Here is a 19,037-nt window from a genome sequence, read left to right as displayed (position 1 = left end):
GTTCGGCACGGGCGGTCGGTGCTGGTGGTCGGTCAGTTCTGGGGCTGGAAGTCCTCGAAGGTCGCGGACCGGCCGGGCAGGGCAGAAGGCGCCGGCGCGCGCAGGCCGTCCAGGAAGATCTGCAGGTGCCGGTGGACGAAGTCGTCGAGCCGGCAGGAGGTGTTCGGCAGCGGCCGGGTCAGCTGGCTCATCGCGATGAACAGGTCGCCGTGCTCGACGTCGGCCCGCAGCTCGCCCGTGGCCCGGGCGCGCTCCATCAGCCCGCCCACGGCGGCCTGCAGACGCTCCCGGATCTCGGTCAACTCCGGGCCGAACGGGTCGACATGGGTGCTGAACAGGGTGCAGAGCCCGCCGATCTTCTCCCCGACGGACGCGTGCACGAACCGCTGGAGGGCGTCGAACGGGCCGCTGCCGTCAGGAGCGTCCGCCTCCGCCGTCGCCGCCTCGGCAAGGGCCAGGATGCGGTTCTTGACGAGCAACGCCACCTCGTGGATCAGCGCCACCCGGTCCGGGAAGTTCCGGTACAGCGTGGCGTTGCCGACCCCCGCCCGCTTCGCGATCTCGTCCAGCGGCGCGTCCGCACCGTACTCGACGAACGCGTCCCGGGCCGCCAGCACGATCCGCTCCCGGTTCCGGCTCGCGTCCGCACGCAACTTCGGCGTACGCGCGCTCCCGGCGGGACGGCCCGACTCGGCGGTGGTGGTCACGACGACTGCTCCTCAGGATACCGGGGAAATTCTCCCCGCTTCTGCCAACGTACTCGAAAACGGGGAATCCGTCCCCGGAATTTCCGCCGGTGATGTGTCCTGCGCCACATCGATGACCGGGTCGATCAGCTCGGCTATGGTCGGAAGCGGACGGCCGTAACCGCCCCGCCGGTGAACTCGTTCACCCGGAGGGTGTCCAGGCGAAGGAGGAAGGCCCGTGACTGTGATCTCCGAGCGCCCGCAGATGCTGCCCGAGCAGTTCGAGGAGTTCGCCCGTCACCTGGGTCGAACCGTCGAAGGCATCCGGCTGGAGTTCATCAACGGGAAGTTGGGGATCAAGCCCGTGCCAGACGGCGACCACGGCCGCATCGTCCAGTGGCTCCTGCGGATCTGCATCCAGGCCCGGCCGGAGCTCTACCTGCATGATCAAGGCCTGAGGCTCGAGGGCTACCGGGACGGGCGCGCCCGCCCGGACGGCACGCTCGCGGATGCGGACGCCTTCGTCGGGTGCGGCGACTGGGCGCCGACCGGCGGGGCCCTGATGGTTGCGGAGGTCACCTCCTACGACTCCGACACCGACCGTCGTGATCGTGTCGAGAAGCCCCGTGCCTACGCCGAGGCCGGCATCCCGGTCTACCTCCTGATCGACCGGGACTCCGCGGAGGTCGTCGTCCACAGCCAGCCCGACGGCGTCCGCTACGAGACCGTCCGGACCGTTCCGTTCGGCAGGACCGTCCACCTGCCCGACCCGGTGGGGATCTCCCTGGACACCGAGCCCCTCAAGAACTGGGTGCGCTGATCCCGGGCATGGCTTCCCCGGGGCGGTGCGGGTGGCGGCCTAGGGTGTGGGTGTCCCGGGCGGCCGGTGGGCCGTGGGAGTCGGGAGGGGCCCGGCGGCCGGGTGGGCGAGGAGGTTCGCGATGGGCAGCGGTGAGACGGCCGCGAGGGTGCGCTGTGTGGCGGCCGTACCGTGCTGGGTGAGCCTGATGGCCCGGGACCTGGAGGACGCCGAGGAGTTCTACGGTCCGCTGCTCGGCTGGGAGTTCGAGCCCGTGGCGGACCGCTTCGGTCCGTACGTGCACGCGGTGACCGGCGGGGAGGCGGTGGCCGGGCTGGGCGTCGCCGGCGGCGGGGCGATCCCGCTCGCGTGGACCAGCTACTTCGGGACGGAGAGCGCCGACGCCGCCGCCGACGCGGTGCGCGAGCGCGGCGCGACCCTGGCGGTCGGCCCGCTGGCCTTCGACGCCGGGCGGGTGGCCTTCGCGGCGGACCCGGCGGGCGCGGCGTTCGGCATCTGGGAGGGCCCGCTGGGCCGGGCCCGGCGGCTGGACCTGCCCGGGGCGCCGGTCTGGATCGAGCTGCGCACCCCGGACCCGTTCGCGGCGGCGCTGTTCTACGGCGAGGTGTTCCGCTGGGACGGCCGCGACCCGGAGCGCTTCGACGTCCGCTGGGAGCACGACCGGGTGGTGCTGCGGGCCGAGGGGCACAGCGTGGCCGCGCTGGCCAAGGAGCAGGCGGGCGGACCGGCCGGGACGCCGCCGCACTGGGAGGTGTCCTTCGCCGTCCCGGACACCGACCGGGCGCTGGCCCGGACCGTGGAGCTGGGCGGCGGGGTGATCGGCCCGGCCTTCGACTCCCCGTACGGCCGGGTGGCCCGGCTGCGGGACCGCGACGGCGCCCGGTTCGCGGTGATCGGGCCGAAGGGCTGAGCAGCGGCTGACCAACTACTGATCGGCCACTGATCAGCCGGAAGGGATCGATCGACCGAATGGGATCGATCGGCAGGGAGGATCGATCGGCAGGAGGATCGATCAGCCGGAAGTCCCGGCTGGCCCCCCGGGCGCCTCCAGCTCCGCGCGTTCCGCCCGCAGCCGGTCGCCCAGCGCGGTGCGGGCGGCCGCGGGCAGGGCCTTGCGCGCGGCCGGGAAGAGCCGCTCCTCCTCGCCGCGCAGGTGCCGCCGGAGGGTTTCGGCTAGGCCGCGCAGCAGGGTGTCGAAGACCGGGTCGGCCGGTCCGAGCCCCTGGAGGTCGGCGAGGTACTGCCCGATCGCCAGGTGGTCGTGGATGCTGCGGAACACCAGGGCCCCGCCGTCGGGCACGTCGTGCTGCACCACCGGGAAGAGGTGCTCCTCCTCGGCGGCGCAGTGGGCGAAGAGCAGGTCGGTCAGCCGGGCGACCAGCTCGCCGCGCCCGGGGTCGTCGGCCGGCGCGGTCTCGATCCGGTCGAGCAGCTCGGTGGCCGCCCGGTGGTCGGCGGTGAACTCGCCGAGGATGTCAGGCCTGCGGCTCATGGCCCGCCCGCCTCTCGCACGGAAGACTTCCCCCGCCGCCTTCCAGTATCCGGCGCCGGGCCGCTCACCCGGAGTCGCGCCCGGGCTCACCCGGAGTCGCGCCCCGCTTCACCCGGAGTCGCGCCGAGGGCCACCCGGAGTCGCGCCGAGGAGCACCCGGAGTCGCGCCCCGCTTCACCCCGGGGCCGCCCCCGCTCACCCGCCGTCCCGCCGCCCGGTGAGGGCGAGCAGCCGGGTCTGCGGGGCGGCGTCCTCGGCCACCGGCACCGGCGGGTCGAAGAGCCCGCTGCCGGAGAGGTCCCCGTACCCGCTGAACTCGTCGAGCGCGAACTCGACGAGCCCGGCGGGGAGCCGGGTGCGCCGGCCGATGCCCTCGGCGAGGTCCCAGGTGTGGATCACCAGGTCGGTGGTGAGCTGGTCCAGGTAGTACTGGCCGGAGACGTCCCCGTAGGAGAGGTGGACGGTCAGCTCGGTGGCGCCGGGGACGGCCCAGGCCTCCCGGGCGGCCTCGGCGGCCTCGGACCAGGCGGTGACCGGGTCGTCGCCGAGCACGTCGCCGTCGAAGCGCCCGCCGACCTCGCCGATGGTGGCGCCCATCAGCAGTTCGGGCACCCAGAGCTGCTCGCCGGTGAGGTGGTTGACCAGGTCGCGGACGGACCAGTCGCTGCACGGGGTGGGGGAGTCCCACTGGCCGGGGCCGATCAGTCGGACGCGCTCGCCGAAGGCGTCCAGCGCCTCGGCGTACGGGGTGCCCGTCCGTGCCTCCCGTCGGTGCTGCCTGTGATGAGCCATGCCTCCACCCTCCCCGGCCCGGCCGGGGGCCGCGAGTTGCCGACGCCCCGTCAGTTGTTCAAATTCGAACTTCGGGGTACGGTCGGAAGCGCGGCCGTTCAAATTTGAACAATGGCGTGGGGCGACCCCGCCCCCCCCGCCGCACACCACGACCTGTGACCACGTCCGGCCGCGCCGGACGACGACCGAACCCCGATCGATGGAGACGCGCATGCCGAGCAGCAGCCCGAGCACGACCGCCGCCACCACCACCGTCAGCCCGGCCCGGGACGCCGCCGGGTCCGCGACGACCTCCCCGCACGCCTACGACGCCGGACTCCTGCTCCTGCGCCTCGTCCTCGGCCTGACCATGGCCGCGCACGGCAGCCAGAAGCTGTTCGGCTGGTTCGGCGGCGGCGGGATCGACGGCACCGGTCAGTTCTTCACCATGAGCGGCTACCCGGCCGGCGACGCCATGGCCGTGGTGGCCGGCCTCACCGAGACGCTGGGCGGACTCGCCCTCGCCGTCGGCCTGCTGACCCCGCTGGCGGGCGCCGCGATCGTCGGCACGATGGTCAACGCGATCGCCGTCACCTGGGGCGGCGGCTTCTTCGCCCCGAAGGGCAGCGAGTACGAGCTGCTGCTGACCGCCGGTGCCGCCGCGCTCGCCCTGACCGGCCCCGGCCGCTACGCCGTGGACCGCTTCCTGCCGGTGCTGCGGGCGCACCGCCTGGCGTACGGCGCGGCCGCCGTCGTGGTCGGCCTGGCGACGGCGGGCGTGATCCTGCTGCTCCGCAAGTAGTCCGCCGCGAGCGGCCGCACCGCAAGCGGCCGCGAGCAACCGCGAGCGACCGGTGGCGGCCGCTCCGCAAGCAGCTGTTCCGCAAACGGGAAGGGCATGGCGACGACACGTCGCCATGCCCTTCCCGTCGTTGCGGGACGAGCGGCCCCCGGACAGGGCGGAGCGCCCCGCCCCGAGCCGGTCGCCTGACGGCCCGGCATCACGGATCCCGCCTCCGTTCCCCGCGAACCGTACACAACGCGGCGGGTTCCCAGGGGCATGTGATGTGTGCCATGGTACATGTCACACCCCCCGCCGTGCCCGACGGAACCGCCCCCACGCGGCGCCGTCACCAACGGTCCTCGCCACCCCCACCGGCCGCGCCCCCAAGTCGCGGCCGACGACGGCCCGGAGGCCCCCACGTGAGTCCTTCACGTCTGCTGCGACTCCCGCAGCTGGCACGATTGCTGACGCTCGTCCTGTCCCTGTTCCTGGCGGTCGGCCTGTTCGCCCCCCAGTCCCAGGCCGCCCCCGCCGGCCCCGCCGCCGGCGGCGCACCTGCCCCGACCCCCGCCGGCCCGGCTCCGCAGCCGGGCCTCGACGCGCCCGAACGAGCCGACAGCGGGCAGCAGTTGGCCTCGGTCGACGAGCGCGCCCCGCTCCCGGTCGACACCCGGCCGGCCGAGGTCCGCTCGACCGCCAAGGTCTTCGGCCTCGGCGCGGCGGCCGAAAAGCCCTGCAACACCGGCGACTTCACCGGCCGGACCGGCGGCGACCTGGTCCAGCACATCAAGGACGCCGACATCCAGTGCGTCAACTCGCTGTTCAAGCTCACCGGCGGCGACGCGCGGGGCGCGTTCCGCGAGGAGCAGATGAGCACGGTGGCCTACGCGCTGCGCGACGCGGCGGCCGGCTACCCCGGTGACAACTCCACCTCCGTCGAGCAGCTGGTGCTCTTCCTGCGCGCCGGCTACTTCGTGCAGTGGTACCACAAGGAGGACGTCGGCGAGTACGGCGCCGGCCTGAAGACCGCGATCCGGTCCGGCCTGGACGCCTTCTTCAACAGCGCGCACTCGCGCGACGTCGCGGCGGGCAACGCGCCGATCCTGGGCGAGGCCGTCACCCTGATCGACAGCGCGCAGGAGAACGTCCGCTACCTGCCGGTGGTCAAGCGGCTGCTGGGCGACTACAAGGCCGACACCTGGAACCCGGCCGGCATGGCGTGGGCGGTCAACCCGGTGTTCACCGTGCTGTTCCGCGGCCACCAGGTGCCCGGTTTCGACGCGGCCGTCGAGGCCGACCCGAGCGTGCTGGACGCGCTGTCCGACTTCGCGACCCGCAACAACGCCCTGCTCGGCGACACCTACGGCGTGCTGGTCTACAACGCCACCAAGGAACTGGCCCGCTTCCTGAAGGACACGGCGCTCCAGGCAAAGGTCCGTCCGCTGGCCAAGGCGCTGGTCCAGAAGTCGGAGCCGAAGGGCCGTACCGTCTACCAGTGGGCCGCCGTCGCCGAGGCGGTCGACTACTACGACGTCGGCAACTGCTCGTACTACGGCACCTGCAACAAGTCGGACCAGCTCAAGGCCGGCGTGCTGACCGTCAAGCACACCTGCAGCCCGAGCATCACCCTGCTCGCCCAGGCGCTGGACAGCACCCAGCTGGGCACCGCCTGCACCAGCCTGAACGGCCAGGACGCGTACTTCCACTCGGTCGCCAAGGACAACGGCGCGGTCAAGGACGACCGGAACACCACGATCGAGGTCGTGGCCTTCCACTCCTCGCTCGACTACCAGGTGCTGGCCGCCGCGATCTACGGCATCGACACCAACAACGGCGGCATGTACCTGGAGGGCGACCCGGCCAAGGCCGGCAACCAGCCGCGCTTCCTCTGCTACGAGGCCGAGTGGGCCCGCCCGTCCTTCGAGATCTGGAACCTCAACCACGAGTACACCCACTACCTCGACGGCCGGTTCGACATGTACGGCGACTTCGAGGCCGGCATGAAGACCCCGACCGTCTGGTGGGTCGAGGGCTTCGCCGAGTACGTGTCCTACTCGTACCGCAAGGTGACCAACGACGCCGCCGTCGCGGCGGCCGGCCGTCACACCTACCGGCTGAGCGATCTCTTCGACACCGGCTACGGCGACCAGGACCGGGTCTACCGCTGGGGCTACCTGGCCGTCCGCTACATGATGGAGCAGCACCGCTCCGATGTGGACGCGGTCCTCGCCAAGTACCGCGCCGGTGACTGGGACGGCGCCCGCGCCATCCTGAAGACCACCATCGGCACCCGCTACGACGCCGACTTCGACAGCTGGCTGACCAAGTGCGCGAGCGGCGCCTGCGGCACCACCCCGACCATCCCGCAGGTGCCCGAGTGCAGCGCCGCCGACACCCGGCAGCTGGACGCCAACTGTGCCCGCAGCAACGTCGCGGCGAGCACCGGCAACTACGCGCACTTCTACCTGCTGGTGCCGGCCGGCACCAAGCAGGTGAAGATCACCACCAGCGGCGGCACCGGCAACGGCGACCTCTACTACAACGCGGCGGGCTGGGCCTACACGAACGCCAACACCGCGCGGTCGACCAACCCGGACAACTCCGAGACGCTGACCGTCACGAACCCGCCGGCGGGCTACGTCTACTTCAGCCTCCACGCCCAGCAGGGCTTCAGCGGGGTGAGCGTCACGAGCGAGATCTGAGCCGAGTACGGCGAACGGACAGGTGACCGCCCCGGGCGGAGCGCTACGGCGCCCCGCCCGGGGCGGGTCCGCGCCGTCGGGGAGCCCTACGCGCCGACCCGCACCAGCGCCAGGGTGATGTTGTCCGGCCCGCCGGCCTCGATCGCCGCCTTCCACAGCTCGAACGAAGCCCTGCCGTCCGAACGGTCCGCCCCCTCGGACGACCGCTCCAGCAGCCCGGCCAGCTCCTCCTCGGGCACCGGGTCGGTGAGCCCGTCGCTGCACACCAGGTAGCGGTCCCCGGCGGCCAGCGGCGCCGCCCGGACGTGCGGTTCGACGAAGGTGAGCCCGAGCGAGCCGCCCAGGGTCTGGGTGACCACCGAGGTGGTGCGCTGCCCGGGCGGCAGCGGCGGGCTGTCGTCCACGCTCACCCGGCGCAGCCCGTCCCCGGTGATCCGGTAGACCCGGCTGTCGCCCACGTTGAAGACCAGGGCCCGTTCGGGCAGCAGCACCAGCCCGGCGACCGTGGTGCCCATCGCGGCGAGCTCGGGCTCCTCGGCGGCGGCCGCGTAGACGGCCCGGTTGCAGGTCTGGAGCTCCTCGCGGACGGAGTCCTCGTCGACCAGCGCGCCCCCGTCGGCGGCGAGCCGGCGGGCGACCAGGGCGCTGGCCACCTCGCCGCCGGGGTGGCCGCCCAGGCCGTCGGCGACCGCGACCACGCAGGGCGGGCCGAGCGGGAAGAGCAGGGTCTGCGGGTTGGTGGTCACGGTGGCGCAGAGCGTCCACGGCCCGACCGTCAGGCTGTCCTCGTTGTGCGCGCGCACCAGGCCCTCGTGGCTCAGCGCGCTCACCGCGATGTACGGACCCATCGTCCGCCGCCCTTCCGGAGCCGTCCCTTGCCTCTCCGCGCCTTCCATTGTCGTCGCACCGCACGGCGGGCGCCCGGAGGGAATACCGGTCGGCGGCCGGATGCTAGGGTGGTTGAAAGTTGGACTACCTGGGACGTGGTGATCAGCATGCAGTTCGGAATCTTCTCCGTCGGCGACGTGACGACCGACCCCACCACCGGCCGCACCCCGAGCGAGCACGAGCGGATCAAGGCGATGGTGGCGATCGCCCGCAAGGCCGAGGAGGTCGGCCTGGACGTCTTCGCGACCGGCGAGCACCACAACCCGCCGTTCGTCCCGTCCTCGCCGACGACCATGCTCGGCTACATAGCCGCGCAGACCGACCGCATCATCCTCTCCACCTCGACCACGCTGATCACCACCAACGACCCGGTGAAGATCGCCGAGGACTTCGCGATGCTCCAGCACCTGGCCGAGGGGCGGGTGGACGTCATGATGGGCCGCGGCAACACCGGCCCGGTCTACCCGTGGTTCGGCCAGGACATCCGCCAGGGCATCCCGCTCGCGATCGAGAACTACGCGCTGCTGCACCAGCTGTGGCGCGAGGAGGTCGTGGACTGGCAGGGCCGCTTCCGCACCCCGCTCCAGGGCTTCACCTCCACCCCGCGCCCGCTGGACGACGTCCCGCCGTTCGTCTGGCACGGCTCGATCCGCAGCCCCGAGATCGCCGAGCAGGCCGCCTACTACGGCGACGGCTTCTTCGCGAACAACATCTTCTGGCCCAAGGAGCACTTCCAGAAGCTGATCGACCTCTACCGCGAGCGCTACGCCCACTACGGCCACGGCACGCCCGAGCAGGCCGTCGTCGGCCTCGGCGGGCAGGTGTTCATGCGGAAGAACTCCCAGGACGCGGTGCGCGAGTTCCGCCCGTACTTCGACAACGCGCCGGTGTACGGCCACGGGCCCTCCCTGGAGGAGTTCACCGAGCAGACCCCGCTGACCGTGGGCAGCCCGCAGGAGGTCATCGAGAAGACCCTGACCTTCCGCGAGACCTTCGGGGACTACCAGCGCCAGCTGTTCCTGATGGACCACGCCGGCCTGCCGCTCAAGACGGTGCTGGAGCAGCTGGACCTGCTCGGCGAGGAGGTCGTGCCGGTGCTGCGCGAGGAGTTCGCCAAGGGCCGCCCGGCCGAGGTGCCGGACGGACCGACCCACACCGCGCTGGTCGCGGCCCGCGACGCGCGCGAGAACGAGACGACGGAGGTGGCCAAGTGACCGCGTTCAAGCTGGTGGTGGTGAGTGCCGGGCTGAGCAAGCCGTCCTCGACGCGGCTGCTGGCGGACCGGCTCACCGACTCGACCGTGCGCCGACTCGCCCAGGAGGGGCGGGAGGTGGACGTCACCGTGGTCGAACTGCGGGACCTGGCGGTGGAGATCGCCAACAACTTCGTCACCGGCTTCCCCGGCGCCGGGCTGCGCGCGGCGATCGAGGCGGTGACGGAGGCGGACGCCCTGATCGCGGTGACGCCGATCTTCACGGCCTCGTACAGCGGTCTGTTCAAGTCCTTCTTCGACGTGGTCGACAACGACGCGCTCACCGGCAAGCCGGTGCTGATCGCCGCCACCGGCGGCACGCCCCGGCACTCGCTCGCCCTGGAGCACGCCGTCCGGCCGCTGTTCAGCTACCTGCGCGCGGTGGTGCTGCCGACCGCCGTCTACGCGGCCACCGACGACTGGGGTGCGGCGGGGGACGGGCTCACCGACGGCCTGCCGCGCCGGATCGACCGGGCGGCCGGCGAGCTGGCGGCCCTGCTGGCCGGGCGAGGCCCGGCGGCGCCGGCGCTGCCCGAGCGGGTGGTGCCGTTCGCCGAGCAGCTGGCGGCGCTGCGGGGCTGAGCCGGGCCGGAGGCCGCGAGGGGCGGCCGCGGGGCGGGAGGCGGACGTGGGGCGGCCGCCGGCCGGGAGGCGGACGTGGGGCGCGCGCGGGGCGGGTGTGCGACGAGGCGCGCCCGCCCCGCGTCGACGTCTCAGGACACCTCGCACGTCCGCGTCTCAGGACGCGTTCTCCCGGGAGTCGTACGCGGCCCGCGCCGCCGCGATCTCGCGCTGGTGCGCCTCGGTCCAGGTGACCAGCGACTGGATGGTGGCGTGCAGCGTCCGCCCGAGCGGGGTCAGTGCGTAGTCGACCCGGGGCGGCACCACCGGGTGCACCGTCCGCTCGACCAGGCCGTCCCGCTCCAGCTGGCGCAGCGTGACGGTGAGCATCCGCTGGCTGACCCCGTCGATCGCCCGGCGCAGCTCGGTGAAGCGCAGCGACCGCCGGTCCAGCAGGGAGATCACCAGCAGCGACCACTTGTCGGCGATCCGGTCCAGGATCTGCCGCACCTCGCAGTCCTCCCGGACGTCCCACTGGAGGACGTCGTAGCCGTCCTCGGTACCCGCGCAGTGCGTCGGTTCCTTCGAAGTGCCTTCTTCCATGCCTCCCGATGCTGCCCGAGGATGACGAGTGGTTACAAGAGGGAACCGACCGGACGGGGAAGAACCGTCCGGGGCCCTCGCCACCCCCGTTCCCCCCGAGGAGCCCCAGGTGTCCGTGTCATCAGCCCTGCCCGAAAACAGCCGGGAGGCCCTGCCCGGGCCCGGGGAGCGCCCGGCGCCGCCGGAGCCCCCGGCCCGGCTCGGCGGCCGCTCCGCCGCCGTGCTGGCCGTGCTCTGCGGCGCGATCTTCCTGGAGGGCATCGACGTCGCCATGCTGAACGTGGCGCTGCCCTCGATCCGCGCCGACCTGGGGATGTCCACCGGCGCGCTGTCCTGGGTGATGAGCGCGTACGTGCTGGGCTACGGCGGCTTCATGCTGCTCGGCGGCCGGACGGCCGACCTGCTGGGCCGGCGCCGGATGTTCCTGGGCTGGCTGACCGTCTTCGTGCTCTTCTCCGGCCTCGGCGGGCTGGCCACCGAGGGCTGGGTGCTGATCCTGGCCCGCTTCGTCACCGGTCTGTCGGCGGCCTTCATGACCCCGGCCGGGCTGTCGATCATCACCACCGCCTTCCCCGAGGGCCCGCGGCGCAACCGGGCGCTGCTGGTGTACGCGGGGACGGCCGCGGCGGGCTTCTCGCTCGGCCTGGTGGCCGGCGGCCTGCTGACGGCGGTCGGCTGGCGCTGGGTGTTCTTCGCCCCGGTACTGCTGGCCGGGGCGCTGCTGGCGGCCGCCGTCCCGCTGATCCCGCGCGACGCCGCGCCGCAGCGGGCCGGCGGGCGCTTCGACCTGGCCGGAGCGGCGGCCGCGACCGGGGCGATGCTGCTGCTGGTGTTCGGCGTGGTCCGGATCGGCGAGCCGGGTGCGCGGGTCGGCACCACCGCCGCGGTGCTGGCCGGCGGGCTCGCCCTGCTGGCGGTGTTCACGGTGGTCGAGCGGCGCTCGCCCGCGCCGCTGGTGCGGCTGGGCGTGCTGCGCTCCGGGCCGCTGCTGCGGGCCAACCTCGGCGCGGTGCTGTTCGCCGGCTCGTTCTTCGGCTTCCAGTTCACCGCCACCCTCTACCTCCAGGACCTGCGCGGCTGGTCCCCGCTCCAGACCGGCCTGGCGCTGCTCGCCATCGGCGTGGACTCGGTGCTGGCGCCGACCCTCACCCCGAAGCTGGTGGAGCGCTTCGGCAACGCCCGGGTGATCCTCGGCGGCTTCCTGCTGGCCGCGCTCTCGTACGGGCTGTTCCTGCCGGTGGGCGTCGACTGGACGTACCCGATGATGTTCCCGACCATGCTGCTGACCGGGCTGGCCTTCGCCCTCGCGTACGGGCCGCTGACCATCGCGGCCACCGAGGGGATCGCGGAGGAGGAGCAGGGGCTGGCCGGCGGGCTGCTCAACACCTCGTTCCAGTTCGGGGCGGCGCTCGGCCTCTCGGTGGTGACCACGGTGGACCTGGCCGCGCTGGGATCGGGGGCCACCGCGCTGGAGGGCTTCCGGGCGGCCCTGGTGGTGCCGGTCGTCTCGGCGGTGCTGGGGGCCGTGGTGGCCGCCACCGGCGCCGGACGGCGACGCGCCTGACGTTCACTCGGAAGGACCGGTCGCGTCAGCCGGACGGCCCCGTCGGAACGCACTCCGGCGGGGCCGTCCGGCCTGCCCGGTGGGGCCGTTCGGCTGTGCGCCGGCCGCGCCGGATCGTCCGTTCTGCGGTGTAATCGTTCCCATGATCACGACCGTGCGGGCCGAACCGCAAGCCGTACTCTCCCCGCTGACCAGCGCGGCCGTCTTCCTCGTCCTCACCGTCGAACCCGGCCGGGAGGCGGTCGTCCGCGACCTGCTGCCCGAACTCGCGGGGCTGCGCCGCGCGGTCGGCTTCCGGGCCCCCGACGGCGCCCTCACCTGTGTCACCGGCATCGGGTCCGAACTCTGGGACCGCCTCTTCGCCGGCCCCCGGCCCGCCTCCCTGCACCCCCTCCAGGAGGTGGTCGGCCCCCGCCACCGGGCCCCCGCCACCCCCGGCGACCTGCTGCTGCACCTGCGGGCGGAGCGGATGGACCTCTGCTTCGAACTGGCCGCCCAGCTCACCGAGCGGCTGGCCGGGGCGGCCACCGTCGTCGACTCCGTCCAGGGCTTCAAGTACTTCGAGGACCGGGACCTGCTCGGCTTCGTCGACGGCACCGAGAACCCGGAGGGCCGGGCCGCCGAGCGGGCCGCCCTGATCGGCGCCGAGGACCCGGCCTTCGCCGGCGGGAGCTACGTCCTCGTGCAGCGGTACGTGCACGACATGGACGGGTGGAACGCGCTGAGCGTCGAGCAGCAGGAGCGCGCGGTCGGCCGCACCAAGCTCACCGACATCGAACTGGACGACGACGTCAAGCCCGCCGACTCGCACGTGGCGCTCACCGTGATCACCGGACCGGACGGCGAGGAGCGGAAGATCGTCCGCTTCAACATGCCCTATGGCACGTTCGGTTCCGCCGGGAGCGGCGGCGAGGCCGGCACCTACTTCATCGGCTACGCGGCCGACCCCGGGGTGACCGAGGAGATGCTGCGCAACATGTTCGTCGGCGACCCGCCGGGCACCACCGACCGGCTGCTCGACTTCTCCACCGCCGTGACCGGCGGGCTGTTCTTCGTCCCGACCGCCGACTTCCTCGACGCCCCGCCGCCGGCGCCCTCCGGCGCCCCCGCCCCCGCCATGGCCGGCGCCCCCGCCCCCGCCATGGCCGCCGCCTCCGCGCCCGCCGTGCCCGCCGCCGCCCCGGAGCCCGCCGCCGGGGACGGCTCGCTCGGCATCGGCAGCCTCAAGCAGAGCCCCTGACCGCCCCGCCGAACAGGACCCCGCACATGAACAACCTCCACCGGGACCTCGCCCCGATCTCCGCCGCCGCGTGGGAGGAGATCGAGGAGGAGGCCCGCCAGACCTTCAAGCTGCACATCGCCGGCCGCCGGGTGGTCGACCTCACCGGTCCCGAGGGCGCCACCCTCGCGGCCGTCGGCACCGGCCACCTGACCGCCGTCGACCCCCCGGCGGCCGGCGTCCAGGCCCGCGCCCGCGCCGTCCAGCCGGTGGTCGAGCTGCGCGTCCCCTTCACCGTCCGCCGGGACGCCGTGGACGACGTCGAACGCGGCTCCAGGGACAGCGACTGGCAGCCCGTCAAGGACGCGGCCCGCACCCTCGCCCTGGCCGAGGACCGCGCCGTGTTCGAGGGCTACCGCGCCGCCGCGATCGACGGCATCCGGGCCGCCTCCACCAATCCGCAGGTCCAACTCCCCGACGACGTCCGCGAGTACCCGGAGGCCGTCAGCCGGGCCCTGACCGCCCTTCGCCTCGCCGGGGTCGGCGGCCCCTACTCGCTCCTGCTCGGCGCGGCCGCCTTCACCGCCGTCAACGAGACCAGCGACCACGGCTACCCCGTCCACAACCACCTCGCCCGCCTCCTCGACGGCGACATCATCTGGGCGCCGGCCATCGAGGGCGCCTACCTGCTGTCCGCCCGCGGCGGGGACTTCGAACTGTTCCTCGGCCAGGACGCCTCGGTGGGCTACCTCTCCCACGACGCAGAAACGATTCGCCTGTACCTGCAGGAGACGCTCACGTTCCGGGTGTACACGGGAGAGGCGGCCGTCGTCCTACGGGGTTAGCACCGCAGCGGGACCGACGTGAGGATCCGGGTGAGCACGGCAGGCGCCCGGGCATTCGCCCATACCGTCGCAGGGGTTCCGCGGCCGCGCCTTTGGCCATAATCTCGACATGGCGATGCGTCATATGCTAGCGGCACAGCGATCGTTAGTCCGAGGCCGGGGGAGCCAGTGACAGGATCGACCGTGGCCGGCGGGTGCCGGTGAACGACGCCAAGCTGCCGTACGGAGCGGTGCGGAACTCGCTGGCCGGCGCCACGACGGTCTCCGGCCCGGTGGTGCAGGCCGGCGCGATCCACGGCGGACTGCACCTGCACGGGCCGTCCGTCCTGCCGACGCCCAGACAACTCCCGCCCTGTCCGCGGCGGTTGATCGGGCGGGAGGCCGAACTGGCCTCGCTGGACTCCTCGTTGGCCCCGGACGCCGGGGCGGCGGACGTCACGGTCGTGGTGACCGGCCCCGCCGGGGTCGGCAAGACGGCCCTGGCCGCGCAGTGGCTGCGCGGGCAGTCCGACCGCTTCCCGGACGGCCAGCTGTACGCGGACCTGCGCGGCTACGCGCCCGACGGCCCCGCCGACCCGGCCGAGGCCCTCGGCGGCTTCCTGCGGGCCTTCGGGATCTCCCCGGTGCCCGGGAGCCTGGAGGAGGGCGCCGCCCTCTGGCGCTCGCTGGCGGCGGAGCGGCGGATCTCCGTGCTGCTGGACAACGCCTCGACGGCCGCCCAGGTGCGGCCGCTGCTGCCCGGCTCGGACCACACCGTGGTCGTGGTGACCAGCCGCCGCCGGCTCACCGGGCTGGGCATCGACGGCGCGGTGTTCCGGCCGCTGGCCCCGCTCGCCCCGGAGGCCTCCACCGAGATCCTCGCCGCGCGGGTCGGCAGGAGCCGGGTGGTCGACGAGCGCGACGCCGCGGCCGAGGTGGTGGACGCCTGCGCCGGGCTGCCGCTGGCGATCTGCCTGGCGGCGGCCCGCATCGCGGCGCGCCCGGCCCAGTCGCTCGCGGCGACCGCCGAGATGCTCGGGCGCGGCACCGACCGGCTGGCGGCGCTGGACGTGGAGGGGGAGACGGTGCGGGACCTGCTGGACGCCTCCTACGGCGTGCTGGAGCCGGACACCGCCCGGCTCTACGGGCTGCTCGGCCTGCTGCCCTTCGCCGAGTTCACCCTGGAGAACGCCGCGGTGCTGGCGGACCTGGACCCGGCCGGGGCCGATCGGCTGCTGGACGGCCTGATCGACGTGCACCTGCTGGAGGAGACCGGCCCGCAGCGGTTCCGCTTCCACGACCTGGTGCGGCTGCACGCCCGGGCGCGGGGGGCGCTGGTCCGCGGCACCCCGCCCGCCGCGGCCGCGCTCGACCGGGTCGTCGACTGGTACCTGGCCTCGGCCACGGCCGCCGAGGCGGTCGTCTCGCCGAGCCACCGCACCCTCGCCCGCGACTACCGCACCCGCGCCGTCCACCCGGCCCGGGAGTTCACGGGCGACGTGCCGGCCGTGGAGTGGCTCGACGCGGAACGCGACCGGCTCGCCGACGTCCTGCGCTGGTGCGAGGAGCTGGGCCGCCCCGCCGCGGCCTGGCAACTCGCCGACGCCATGTGGCCGTTGTTCCTGCGGCTGCGCCCGGGCCGGCTGTGGGTCGAGGCCCACCGGATCGGCCTGCGGGCCGCCCGTGCGGACGGCTCCCGCAGCGGCGAGCTGCGGATGCTCACCAGCGGCGGGAACGGCCTGCGGAACGCGGGCGAGGGCGAGGAGGCGGCGGACTGGTTCACCGCCGCCCTCACCCTCGCCCGGGAGACCGACCGTCCGCTGGCCCAGGCGGACGCGCTGTACGGGCTCAGCCAGACCCACCGGATGGCCGGTCGGCTGGACGCGGCCGCCGAGTGCCTGGACCAGGTGGTCCGGCTCCGCGAGGCCGAGGACTACCTGCGCGGCTCGGCGCTGGCCCGGCTGGCGTACGGCGAGGTGCTGCTGCTCGCCGGCCGGGCGGCCGAGGCGGTGGAGCCGATCGAGCGGGCGGGCCGCGAGCTGGCCTCGATCGAGGACGACTACGAGGCGGCCCGTGCGACGGCCTTCCTGGGTCTGGCGCACGGCCGGCTGGGCGCGTACGAGCTGGCCGAGGCCCGCATCGAGGAGGCCCTCGCGGGCTTCCGGGCCCGGTTGTCCGCCCACTGGGAGGCGCGGACGCTGGAGTTCGCCGGCCAGGTCGAGGAGCTGCGCGGCCGTCCGGACGCGGCGCGCGCCCGGTTCGAGCAGTCCATGGCCCGGTACCGGGAGGTGGGTGCCGCGGCCGAGGCGGCCAGACTGGCCGACCGCCTCGCCGCGTACGGCGCGGACTCCGCCGTCACGCTGCGCCCGGACGACCCGGAGGCGTGAGCCGGCGCCACCCGGAGCCCGGGGCCTGCTTCCCGCAGCCCGGGACGCGCCACCCGGACCTCTGGGCGTGCCAGCCGGAGCCCGGGCCGTACCGCCCGGCGGCGCTGATCCGGACGAGTTCGCCCAGCGCCCGCCCGGCCGCCAGCCAGGCGTGCGCCAGCGAGCCGAGGGCCGACGGCGGGAGCGGCCCACCGGCCGGGCCCCGGGCCCGCAGGACGAGCCGTGCCCCGGTCCGGGCGAGCATGAGCACCGCCCCCGGACGGTGCTCCGCCGTGGCCACCGCGCACCCGGGGTGGGCGGACAGCAGCTCGGTGAGCCGCGCGTGGGCGTCCGCCGCCGGGATCGGCCCGAGGTGCAGCACATCGGCGTGCCGGCGCCAGCGCAGGCCCCCGGGTCCGGTGAGGTCGAGCGCCAGGTGCTCGTCCACGAACCCGGGCTCCGGCCGTCCGCCCGGAACCGGGGACGCCGGGGACGCCGGGGACACCGGGGACACCGAGGACGCGGGCCACGCCGGGTCCGCGGCCAGCAGCCCGCGATGGATCCCGGTCGTGGACATCACCCGGGCCTCGAACAGCGCGGCCGCCGAGCCGCCGCGAGCCGCCGAGCCGCTGCGGCCCGGGGAGCCGCCGCGGCCCGGGGAACCGCCGCAGGCCGGGGAGCCGAGGCCCGCCGAAGCGCCGACCGGCACCAGCCGCACCGTGTGCAGCGCGGCCGTCATCCGGCCCGCCGTTCCCCGGCCGCCGCGATCGCGTCCAGCGGCTCGAGCAGCGGGAGCGGCTCCGGATCCGGGGTGTGCGCCGGCTGGCCCAGCCCGAGGACGCGGTACAGCAGCCGCCGGGCGTTCCGGTCGAAGCGGCCCGGCTCCGAGCTGATCCGGGCGGCGATCGCCGCGTAGTCCTCCGGCCGGTACTGCTCGGCGGCGTACTCGAGCTGGCCGGTGAGCGGGTGCCCGGGCGCGAGCGCGGGCGCGGTGCGGGCGAGCTGCGCGGCCGGCGAGCGCGGGTTGACGTGCCGGTGCGGGTACTCGGCGAGCAGGACGGGGGCGCCGGTCATCGCGCCGTACAGGGTGACCGAGCCGTGGTCCCCGATGACGAAGTCGGCGGCGACCAGCAGCGGCCGCCAGTCCGTCTCGGGCGGGATCACCGTGACGGCTCCCCGGGCGGTGGCCTTCGCCCAGGAGCGCACCGCGTAGGCCGAGTGCTGGGCCGCGATGTTGGGGTGGGTCAGCAGGACCGCCCGGTAGCCGTGCCGGGGCAGTTCCGAGGTCAGTCTCGGCAGCACGGCGTCGAGCCGGGTGAAGAGCGAGCCGTCGCCCCAGGTGGAGCAGACCACGACCAGCTTCTCCTCCGGCCGCAGGCCGAGGGCGGCCCGGTGGCGCTCCCGGTGCGGCAGCGCGGCGGCGATGCGGTCGTAGCACGGGTCGCCGACCACCTCGGCGATCGGCAGGGCCTCCGGGCAGCCGCGCCCGAGTTCGAGCAGTTCCTCCTCGTGGGCCAGCGCGAACGAGGCGGGGACGAGCCGCCCCTCCCAGTAGAGGTAGTCCGGACCGAGCCCGATGGCCGTCCGCTCGCCGCCCGGGGCGCCGCGCCGCGAGAGCTTGATGTTGCCGGCCCCGTGCGGCAGCCGGACGACCGGGCCGCGCAACTGCTCGATCCCCTGGGAGCCGGCGGCCAGGACCAGGTCGAACTCGCGCCGGACCGCCTGCTCCCACGGCAGCACGGTGCCGCCCAGCGCCCGGAGGATCTCCGCCGCGCCCCCGTTGAACGCGTGCGGCGCCACCGTGAACTGCACGTGGACCCGCAGGTCGGCGGCGAGCAGCGAGTAGAAGTCGTGCAGGCGCTTCGCGTACACCATCGTCTGCGCGACGACGAGCACCTCCTTGCGGTCCCGCAGGGTCTCCCACGGCCCGTTGTTGCTCCAGGCCGCCGTCGTCCCGCGCCCGCCGTCCGTCGTCGTGACGTCCTGTTCCCCGTGCACCAAGGTCATCGCTCTCCCCCTCCTTGATCCCAGGCCGGAGCCGTCGGCCGGCCCCGGGGTCGATGGTCCCCGGGCCGTCTGGCGGATTCCATGACGCGACCTGGTCGGCGCTTGCGGAAACCTTGTGTCCGCTTTCCGGGGCCCGCCCGTCCGGCCGCGAGGGCCGCAAGGGTACTGAGTTCCTTTACGAGGGGTACTGAGTGCCGTATTCTCTCCGTGGAGCCTCTGACGCCAGTCGAAGAGAGCCGACACGGTATGCCGGTCCAGGTGGCGCTTGCGGTGCGCCGGTCGCGCCCGGGCCGGACTTGGCACTCAGTACCCTCGGCATGCCTGAGGCCATGGATCCAGTGCATCCGTGCACCCGTGACAGGAGAACCGCTCATGAGCTTGAGGATCGTCGTCTGTGTGAAGCACGTGCCGGACGCGACGGGTGACCGTCGTTTCGCGGACGACCACACCACCGACCGGGAGGGTGTGGACGGCCTCCTGTCGGAGCTCGACGAGTAC

Annotated in this window: 17 protein-coding genes and 1 pseudogene; 11 read left to right on the top strand and 7 right to left on the bottom strand. The window is 74.1% G+C overall.

All coding sequences use genetic code 11. From position 1 onward, the window contains the following. Window positions 1–32 precede the first annotated feature (32 nt). The gene (locus tag ACIQI7_RS30380; RefSeq protein ID WP_387758289.1) at window positions 33–707 is read right to left on the bottom strand and encodes a TetR/AcrR family transcriptional regulator; all 675 of its coding nucleotides are present in this window, start codon (window positions 705–707) and stop codon (window positions 33–35) included. A gap of 217 nt (window positions 708–924) precedes the next feature. Here ACIQI7_RS30380 and ACIQI7_RS30375 point away from each other — a divergent pair, with 217 nt between their 5' ends. Together ACIQI7_RS30375 and ACIQI7_RS30370 are read left to right on the top strand one after the other, a co-directional pair. Next, window positions 925–1,506 carry a Uma2 family endonuclease gene (locus tag ACIQI7_RS30375; protein ID WP_387758291.1) on the top strand — a complete coding sequence of 194 codons (582 nt, stop codon included), beginning with the start codon at window positions 925–927 and terminating at the stop codon, window positions 1,504–1,506. A gap of 121 nt (window positions 1,507–1,627) precedes the next feature. Beyond that, on the top strand, window positions 1,628–2,416 hold the full coding sequence (locus tag ACIQI7_RS30370; protein WP_401116161.1) for a VOC family protein: 789 nt from the start codon (window positions 1,628–1,630) through the stop codon (window positions 2,414–2,416). A gap of 102 nt (window positions 2,417–2,518) precedes the next feature. On the opposite strand, the gene ACIQI7_RS30365 is transcribed toward ACIQI7_RS30370, so the two are convergent. After that, window positions 2,519–2,998 carry a hemerythrin domain-containing protein gene (locus tag ACIQI7_RS30365; protein WP_401116158.1) on the bottom strand — a complete coding sequence of 160 codons (480 nt, stop codon included), beginning with the start codon at window positions 2,996–2,998 and terminating at the stop codon, window positions 2,519–2,521. A 195-nt stretch (window positions 2,999–3,193) separates the two neighbouring features. Beyond that, window positions 3,194–3,790: a TIGR03086 family metal-binding protein gene (locus tag ACIQI7_RS30360; protein ID WP_401116155.1), complete on the bottom strand. Its 597-nt coding sequence runs from the start codon at window positions 3,788–3,790 to the stop codon at window positions 3,194–3,196. Between the two features lie 211 nt (window positions 3,791–4,001). Here ACIQI7_RS30360 and ACIQI7_RS30355 point away from each other — a divergent pair, with 211 nt between their 5' ends. Together ACIQI7_RS30355 and ACIQI7_RS30350 are read left to right on the top strand one after the other, a co-directional pair. Beyond that, on the top strand, window positions 4,002–4,571 hold the full coding sequence (locus ACIQI7_RS30355; protein ID WP_401116152.1) for a DoxX family protein: 570 nt from the start codon (window positions 4,002–4,004) through the stop codon (window positions 4,569–4,571). 401 nt (window positions 4,572–4,972) lie between these two features. Continuing rightward, entirely contained in the window at window positions 4,973–7,255 is a 2,283-nt protein-coding gene (locus ACIQI7_RS30350; RefSeq protein WP_401116149.1) for a M9 family metallopeptidase, read from the top strand. 86 nt (window positions 7,256–7,341) lie between these two features. On the opposite strand, the gene ACIQI7_RS30345 is transcribed toward ACIQI7_RS30350, so the two are convergent. Further along, on the bottom strand, window positions 7,342–8,103 hold the full coding sequence (locus tag ACIQI7_RS30345; RefSeq protein ID WP_401116146.1) for a PP2C family protein-serine/threonine phosphatase: 762 nt from the start codon (window positions 8,101–8,103) through the stop codon (window positions 7,342–7,344). A 147-nt stretch (window positions 8,104–8,250) separates the two neighbouring features. Here ACIQI7_RS30345 and ACIQI7_RS30340 point away from each other — a divergent pair, with 147 nt between their 5' ends. Together ACIQI7_RS30340 and ACIQI7_RS30335 are read left to right on the top strand one after the other, a co-directional pair. Then, on the top strand, window positions 8,251–9,357 hold the full coding sequence (locus tag ACIQI7_RS30340) for an LLM class flavin-dependent oxidoreductase (protein ID WP_387758303.1): 1,107 nt from the start codon (window positions 8,251–8,253) through the stop codon (window positions 9,355–9,357). Next, a complete protein-coding gene (locus tag ACIQI7_RS30335) occupies window positions 9,354–9,977 on the top strand; it encodes an FMN reductase (RefSeq protein ID WP_401116143.1) in 624 nt (207 codons plus the stop codon). The genes ACIQI7_RS30340 and ACIQI7_RS30335 overlap by 4 nt, the downstream gene beginning before the upstream one ends. Before the next feature lie 156 nt (window positions 9,978–10,133). Here ACIQI7_RS30335 and ACIQI7_RS30330 read toward each other — a convergent pair whose 3' ends face one another. Next, complete coding sequence (locus tag ACIQI7_RS30330; protein ID WP_387758306.1) at window positions 10,134–10,559, bottom strand: winged helix-turn-helix transcriptional regulator; 426 nt, start codon at window positions 10,557–10,559, stop codon at window positions 10,134–10,136. Between the two features lie 109 nt (window positions 10,560–10,668). On the opposite strand from ACIQI7_RS30330, the gene ACIQI7_RS30325 reads away from it, so the two are divergent. The 4 genes from ACIQI7_RS30325 to ACIQI7_RS30310 all read left to right on the top strand — a co-directional run bounded on the left by ACIQI7_RS30325 (window position 10,669) and on the right by ACIQI7_RS30310 (window position 16,553). Beyond that, on the top strand, window positions 10,669–12,123 hold the full coding sequence (locus ACIQI7_RS30325; RefSeq protein WP_401116138.1) for an MFS transporter: 1,455 nt from the start codon (window positions 10,669–10,671) through the stop codon (window positions 12,121–12,123). 142 nt (window positions 12,124–12,265) lie between these two features. After that, window positions 12,266–13,363, top strand: coding sequence for a Dyp-type peroxidase (locus ACIQI7_RS30320; RefSeq protein WP_401116136.1), 1,098 nt, complete (start codon window positions 12,266–12,268; stop codon window positions 13,361–13,363). A gap of 26 nt (window positions 13,364–13,389) precedes the next feature. Beyond that, the gene (locus tag ACIQI7_RS30315; RefSeq protein WP_401116133.1) at window positions 13,390–14,187 is read left to right on the top strand and encodes a family 1 encapsulin nanocompartment shell protein; all 798 of its coding nucleotides are present in this window, start codon (window positions 13,390–13,392) and stop codon (window positions 14,185–14,187) included. A 200-nt stretch (window positions 14,188–14,387) separates the two neighbouring features. Beyond that, complete coding sequence (locus tag ACIQI7_RS30310) at window positions 14,388–16,553, top strand: ATP-binding protein (RefSeq protein WP_401116132.1); 2,166 nt, start codon at window positions 14,388–14,390, stop codon at window positions 16,551–16,553. Here the strand turns inward: ACIQI7_RS30310 and ACIQI7_RS30305 are convergent. Further along, window positions 16,522–17,271, bottom strand: a complete 750-nt coding sequence (locus ACIQI7_RS30305; RefSeq protein ID WP_401116129.1) for a hypothetical protein — start codon at window positions 17,269–17,271, stop codon at window positions 16,522–16,524. The two genes, ACIQI7_RS30310 and ACIQI7_RS30305, sit on opposite strands and share 32 nt — an antisense overlap. Then, the gene (locus ACIQI7_RS30300) at window positions 17,268–18,539 is read right to left on the bottom strand and encodes a hypothetical protein (RefSeq protein ID WP_401116126.1); all 1,272 of its coding nucleotides are present in this window, start codon (window positions 18,537–18,539) and stop codon (window positions 17,268–17,270) included. Before ACIQI7_RS30300 ends, ACIQI7_RS30305 begins: the two co-directional genes overlap by 4 nt. A gap of 372 nt (window positions 18,540–18,911) precedes the next feature. On the opposite strand from ACIQI7_RS30300, the pseudogene ACIQI7_RS30295 reads away from it, so the two are divergent. Then, a pseudogene (locus ACIQI7_RS30295) lies at window positions 18,912–19,037 on the top strand (electron transfer flavoprotein subunit beta); the annotation flags it as partial.

The organism is Kitasatospora sp. NPDC092039, assembly GCF_044756065.1.
Lineage (GTDB): Bacteria > Actinomycetota > Actinomycetes > Streptomycetales > Streptomycetaceae > Kitasatospora.
Note: the sequence above shows the minus strand (reverse complement) of the source record. Positions and strands in the feature narration are given on the sequence as shown.

Excerpts from the sequence above, each read along its gene's own strand:
- ACIQI7_RS30370 (WP_401116161.1), top strand. The coding sequence starts at position 1,628 with ATGGGCAGCGGTGAGACGGCCGCGAGGGTGCGCTGTGTGGCGGCCGTA.
- ACIQI7_RS30365 (WP_401116158.1), bottom strand. The coding sequence starts at position 2,998 with ATGAGCCGCAGGCCTGACATCCTCGGCGAGTTCACCGCCGACCACCGG.
- ACIQI7_RS30360 (WP_401116155.1), bottom strand. The coding sequence starts at position 3,790 with ATGGCTCATCACAGGCAGCACCGACGGGAGGCACGGACGGGCACCCCG.
- ACIQI7_RS30355 (WP_401116152.1), top strand. The coding sequence starts at position 4,002 with ATGCCGAGCAGCAGCCCGAGCACGACCGCCGCCACCACCACCGTCAGC.
- ACIQI7_RS30345 (WP_401116146.1), bottom strand. The coding sequence starts at position 8,103 with ATGGGTCCGTACATCGCGGTGAGCGCGCTGAGCCACGAGGGCCTGGTG.
- ACIQI7_RS30340 (WP_387758303.1), top strand. The coding sequence starts at position 8,251 with ATGCAGTTCGGAATCTTCTCCGTCGGCGACGTGACGACCGACCCCACC.
- ACIQI7_RS30330 (WP_387758306.1), bottom strand. The coding sequence starts at position 10,559 with ATGGAAGAAGGCACTTCGAAGGAACCGACGCACTGCGCGGGTACCGAG.
- ACIQI7_RS30320 (WP_401116136.1), top strand. The coding sequence starts at position 12,266 with ATGATCACGACCGTGCGGGCCGAACCGCAAGCCGTACTCTCCCCGCTG.
- ACIQI7_RS30315 (WP_401116133.1), top strand. The coding sequence starts at position 13,390 with ATGAACAACCTCCACCGGGACCTCGCCCCGATCTCCGCCGCCGCGTGG.
- ACIQI7_RS30305 (WP_401116129.1), bottom strand. The coding sequence starts at position 17,271 with ATGACGGCCGCGCTGCACACGGTGCGGCTGGTGCCGGTCGGCGCTTCG.
- ACIQI7_RS30300 (WP_401116126.1), bottom strand. The coding sequence starts at position 18,539 with ATGACCTTGGTGCACGGGGAACAGGACGTCACGACGACGGACGGCGGG.